Origin of the sequence: Vibrio sp. 10N.222.52.C3 (assembly GCF_041474195.1) — a bacterium.
Taxonomy (GTDB): Bacteria; Pseudomonadota; Gammaproteobacteria; order Enterobacterales; family Vibrionaceae; genus Vibrio; species Vibrio crassostreae_C.
In genome coordinates this window covers 1-5,659 of sequence record NZ_JBFRTQ010000023.1, presented here as the reverse complement: position 1 = coordinate 5,659, position 5,659 = coordinate 1, and the positions used below count along the sequence as shown (strand labels likewise).

The following is a 5,659-nucleotide window of genomic DNA, read 5'->3' as shown; positions in this document are numbered from 1 at the left end:
GATTTATATAATAATAAAATTATTTTGACTGATTTGTTGTTTTTGGTGTTGATGAATCTATGGATTAAAAAAAACGATTGCGGGTAATTCTTCACATAGTTATTCACAGAAAAGGTGAATAAATGTGGTCTATGTCTCACTATTGTGTGGGTAACTAGAATTTGAGCAAAACTTATCCATATTCCTAGTTATTATTCATAAATATAGCGCTTATCACGTCACTAAGTTTGCTCCGATTGGGGATATGTGGAAAAATCAGAGTAATTAAAAATTTAGATAGAGGTTGGCCAGTGATAGATGGCGATGGTTACCGATTAAATGTTGGTATTGTAATCTGTAACAACCATGGTCAGGTCTTCTGGGCTAAACGATACGGGCAACATTCATGGCAATTCCCTCAAGGGGGAATAGATGAAGGTGAGACTCCGGAACAGGCAATGTACCGCGAGTTGTATGAAGAGGTTGGCCTTACTAAAAAGGATGTAAAGATCGTCGCGACAAGTCGTCATTGGTTACGCTACAAGCTACCCAAACGACTGGTTCGGTGGGATTCTAAACCTGTCTGTATTGGACAAAAACAGAAGTGGTTCCTTTTGCGCTTAGATTGCGATGAATCGCATATCAATATGCAGCGTGGAAGTACACCTGAGTTTGATGGTTGGCGTTGGGTGAGTTACTGGTACCCAGTTCGACAAGTTGTTTCTTTCAAGCGAGATGTTTACCGTCGAGCGATGAAAGAGTTCGCATCTTTAGCAATGCCGTTTAAAGAGCGAAAAATAAAAGGAAAGCGCAAATTGCGTAGAGGTTAAGCATGCTCAGTCAACTAAGGGAAATAGTTGAACACGTATCAAGAGTTGAAGATGTGTCGACGGCTCTTGATATTTTGGTTAAAGAGACATGCAGTGCGATGCAGACGGAATGTTGCACCGTGTATTTGGCAAATAATGATATGCAGCGCCTTGAGTTGATGGCAACTCAAGGCCTGATCTTCAAAGGCAATAGCATTCACATTGGTTTTGACGAAGGTCTGGTTGGCCTTGTTAAAAGAAGTGCTGAACCTATCAACCTTGCACAAGCGTCTGCTCACCCTGCTTATAAGTTTTTTCCAGAGCTTGGAGAAAACGTCTATCACTCTTTTCTCGGTACTCCGATTATCCACCGCAAGCAAGTGCTCGGTGTATTGGTCATTCAACAGAAGACCCCACGTTTATTTAGTGAGATGGAAGAATCCTTCCTTGTCACGCTCTCTGCACAACTTGCCGTTATTGTGGCGCACGCCCAAACTCAAGGCCATTGGCTGTTAGAGCAACAGAAGCTACCGGCTACTAAAGGTATTGCAGCTTCATCGGGCGTGGCGATTGGTGACTTATGGTGGGACAACACTCAGCCTGAACTCACCGATGTTTATCCTGCTTCGACGCTCAATATAGAGAGAGAGCATGAGTTGTTGGCGGTAGCGGTTGAAAACGCCCTCAATGACTTTAAGCGCATGCGAAAGCGCTTAGATAGTGAAATCAATAAAGATGCGTTGGCGATCTTTGACCTGTTTACTCACTTACTCAACGATCCTATGCTGCGTAAGGATCTAAAAAGCCAAATCCAGAAAGGCGATAAAGCCGATTGGGCATTAAGACAGGTTGTTGAGAGCTATTCGAACCGCTTTGCTCGTATGTCGGACGTGTATCTTCGTGAGAGAGCACAAGACATCCGAGAGCTCGGACAAAGGCTGCTCTATTTCCTCCACAACTCTGAACATGAACTTCGCACGTTAGATAAGCCGATTATCCTAGTGGTTCGTGAGTTAACCGCTTCGGTATTAGCGTCTATTCCCAAAGAAAAGCTCTTAGCGGTGATTTCCTTGGAAGGGGCGGCGAACTCGCACGCAGCGATTTTATCTCGAGCGCTTGGCATACCTTCCGTCATGGGGGTAAACCTCAACCTAGCTCAAGCTAATGGCAAGCGAGCGATTGTTGATGGGTATAGCGGTGAGATCTTTATTGAGCCGACTAAAAGCCTGCTCAAAGAGTATCGAGGGCTGATTCTAGAAGAGAGTGAGCTCTCCTCTATGGTCAATCGCGAGCTGTACCTACCGGCAAAAACGCAAGACAACAAGCAAGTCGAGATTCTGCTTAATGCGGGTTTAAGTGCAGACACTAACATCGCTATCAACCAAGGCGTTGATGGCGTAGGGCTGTATCGAACTGAAATTTCTTTCTTGTTGCAGCAAAGATTCCCGTCAGAGGATGAACAATTCAAGCAGTATCGTTCTGTACTGGCAAGCTACCCAGAGAAACAAGTGGTGATGCGTACACTCGATATCGGTGGTGATAAGGCCTTACCGTATTTTCCTATCGAAGAGGACAATCCATTCCTTGGTTGGCGTGGTATTCGGTTTACGCTCGATCATCCTGACATCTTTATTATTCAGTTACGTGCCATGCTACGTGCGAGCTGTGAAAGCCATAACTTGAGTATTTTGCTGCCGATGATCTCTGGTGCACAGGAGTTGGATGACGCGCTACAGTTGATTGAACAAGCGTATGATGAAGTGCATGAGCTTGATAACCGAGTGCGTATGCCTCGCGTTGGTATCATGATTGAAGTGCCATCCATGCTGTACATACTGCCGCTGATTGCGCATAAGGTCGACTTTGTTTCAGTCGGTACCAACGACTTAACCCAATATTTATTAGCGGTTGATCGGAACAATTCACGAGTATCCGATGTCTATGAATCAATGCACCCTGCGGTGATCATGGTATTAAAACAAATTCATGATACTTGTAAGCAATATCAATTACCTGTTTGTATTTGTGGCGAGTTAGCCGGTGACCCGATGGGCGCGCTGCTATTGATTGGATTGGGGTATGAGACGTTAAGTATGAATACCTCGAATGTCGCAAGAACCAAATATTTGATTCGTCAATCGAACTTGTCTGAATTACAGGATTTGGCAAATAAGGCACTTTCAAAACCGTATGGTAGTGACATCTATAGTATGATGCTGAACTATTTCGAAGAGCGTGAATTTACAGGCTTCATTCGAGCAGGTAAAAAATAGGATTTAACGTGTCATATGAACTGATAGGCTTGTTAGCGGGCCTTGGTGCTATTGTTGGTGTTTTAGCAGGCTTGCTAGGCATTGGTGGTGGTTTGCTGGTTGTTCCTGCCTTACTGTTTTTGCTTCCTAAAGCGGGTATCCCCCAAGAGTTTGCGATGCAAATGGCATTGGCTACTTCGCTATCAACCATCATCGTTACGTCGGGATCGTCTGCGATTAACCATCTAAAGTTGGGTAACGTAGAGATGTTTGTCGTTAAATGGTTGATGCCAGGTGTGGTGATAGGTGGCTTCCTCGGCTCTTTCGTGGCCGATGTAATTCCAGCTCAATACTTACCAAAAGTCTTTGGTGTGATTGTTTTGGTGTTGGCGTTGCAAATGCTATTGTCGATTCGCTCCAAGAGCCAAAAATCGATGCCGGGTTCAGCTAAAACCGTGTTGTGTGGCGGCGGGATTGGTTTGGTATCAAGCTTAGCGGGCATTGGCGGTGGGTCTTTATCGGTACCTTTCCTTAACCATCACGGTGTGGAAATGCGTAAAGCCGTCGGCTCATCTTCGGTATGCGGTTGTGTTATCGCGATTTCGGGAATGCTAGGTTTCATTTGGCATGGATCTTCTGTCGATGATCTTCCTGCGTATAGCTTGGGTTATGTTTATCTACCGGCTTTGATCGCGATATCTTGTACCTCAGTTTTGACCACTCGAGTGGGTGCGAAACTGGCCACTCAATTGCCAACCCCTGTGCTGAAGAAATTCTTTGCGGTATTTTTAATGTTTATAGCAGCCACAATGCTGCTGTAGTGTCTTTTCTGTTAGTCATTGAGCTAACCGTTAATCAATTTAGATAGAGAGCCAAGTATGTCTCAGGGTTTTATCGAATTCCCAAATATCGATCCTGTTCTTATTGAACTAGGACCAATCTCAGTTCGTTGGTACGGCCTAATGTACCTTGTCGGTTTTATGTTTGCTCTTTGGTTAGCAAATCGCCGAGCTGATCAACCGGGTAGTGGTTGGACTCGAGAGCAAGTATCAGACTTACTGTTTGCTGGCTTTCTAGGTGTGGTGTTGGGTGGTCGTATTGGCTACGTACTTTTCTACAACTTTGACCTTTTCCTAGCAGACCCACTGTACCTATTTAAGGTATGGACTGGCGGTATGTCTTTCCACGGTGGCTTGCTTGGTGTTATTACTGCCATGTTTTGGTATGCCAAAAAGAACGGTCGAACCTTCTTTGGTGTGGCAGACATGATTGCACCATTGGTGCCATTTGGTTTAGGCATGGGACGCTTAGGTAACTTCATGAACAGCGAGCTTTGGGGCCGTGTGACTGATGTGCCATGGGCGATTGTGTTCCCTAACGGTGGTCCACTTCCTCGTCACCCATCTCAGCTTTATGAAATGGCACTTGAAGGGATTGTGCTGTTCTTCATCTTGAACTGGTTTATCAAAAAGCCGCGTCCTCTTGGTTCTGTATCAGGGTTATTCCTAGCAGGATATGGTACATTCCGCTTCTTAGTAGAATACGTACGTGAACCTGATGCTCACCTAGGTTTGTTCGGTGGATTTATCTCTATGGGACAAATTTTGTCACTGCCAATGGTTATCATCGGTGTGCTGATGATGGTGTGGGCATACAAGCGTGGTCACTACAAAGACGAATTACCACAACAAACGAAGTAAGGAATTGGTGTGAAACAGTATTTAGATCTCTGTCAGCGTATCGTTGATGACGGTACTTGGATTGAAAATGAACGCACGGGCAAGCGTTGCCTAACCGTGATCAATGCTGACCTTGAATATGATGTTGGTAATAACCAATTCCCACTGGTAACAACGCGTAAGAGTTTTTGGAAAGCCGCAGTTGCTGAGCTGCTTGGCTATATCCGTGGTTACGACAATGCTGAAGATTTTCGTAAGCTAGGGACTAAAACTTGGGATGCGAATTCTAACCTGAATGAAGCATGGCTGAATAACCCTTACCGCAAGGGTGAAGATGACATGGGCCGTGTTTATGGCGTTCAAGGACGTGCATGGGCAAAACCTGACGGCGGTCATATCGACCAACTGAAGAAGATTGTTGATGATCTAACTAACGGTATTGATGACCGCGGCGAGATCTTAAACTTCTACAACCCAGGTGAGTTCCACATGGGATGTTTGCGTCCGTGTATGTACAGCCATCACTTCTCACTACTTGGTGATACTCTGTACCTAAACAGCACTCAGCGCTCTTGCGATGTACCCCTAGGCCTGAACTTCAACATGGTTCAAGTGTATGTCTTCCTAGCTATCATGGCGCAAATCACGGGTAAGAAAGCTGGCGTGGCTTACCATAAGCTAGTAAATGCTCATATTTACGAAGATCAACTTGCACCTATGCGTGATATCCAGTTAAAGCGTGAGCCGTTAGCTGGCCCAACATTCCATATCAATCCTCAGATTAAGTCTCTAGAAGATTTGGAAACATGGGTAACGATGGATGACTTCTGGGTTGAAGGTTACGAATGCCACGAAGCGATTAAGTACCCATTCTCGGTTTAATCTCACTCGCTTTGTTTGATTGAAAGGCTGCTTCTGTGCCTGTCTCTTATACACAAAT

At 44.9% G+C, this 5,659-nt stretch carries 5 protein-coding genes; all 5 read left to right on the top strand.

The genetic code is table 11. From position 1 onward, the window contains the following. Positions 1-290 precede the first annotated feature (290 nt). The 5 genes from rppH to AB4517_RS03505 are packed head-to-tail and all read left to right on the top strand — an operon-like array spanning position 291 to position 5,601. Positions 291-809 (top strand): RNA pyrophosphohydrolase, encoded by a 519-nt coding sequence (rppH, locus tag AB4517_RS03525; protein WP_017059335.1) that lies wholly within the window; start codon positions 291-293, stop codon positions 807-809. Between the two features lie 2 nt (positions 810-811). Continuing rightward, positions 812-3,061: a phosphoenolpyruvate--protein phosphotransferase gene (ptsP, locus tag AB4517_RS03520; RefSeq protein ID WP_372147901.1), complete on the top strand. Its 2,250-nt coding sequence runs from the start codon at positions 812-814 to the stop codon at positions 3,059-3,061. A gap of 8 nt (positions 3,062-3,069) precedes the next feature. Then, positions 3,070-3,861 carry a sulfite exporter TauE/SafE family protein gene (locus AB4517_RS03515; protein WP_017059337.1) on the top strand — a complete coding sequence of 264 codons (792 nt, stop codon included), beginning with the start codon at positions 3,070-3,072 and terminating at the stop codon, positions 3,859-3,861. A 57-nt stretch (positions 3,862-3,918) separates the two neighbouring features. Then, complete coding sequence (gene lgt, locus AB4517_RS03510; protein ID WP_017059338.1) at positions 3,919-4,740, top strand: prolipoprotein diacylglyceryl transferase; 822 nt, start codon at positions 3,919-3,921, stop codon at positions 4,738-4,740. 9 nt (positions 4,741-4,749) lie between these two features. Next, positions 4,750-5,601: a thymidylate synthase gene (locus tag AB4517_RS03505; RefSeq protein WP_017059339.1), complete on the top strand. Its 852-nt coding sequence runs from the start codon at positions 4,750-4,752 to the stop codon at positions 5,599-5,601. Positions 5,602-5,659 lie beyond the last annotated feature (58 nt).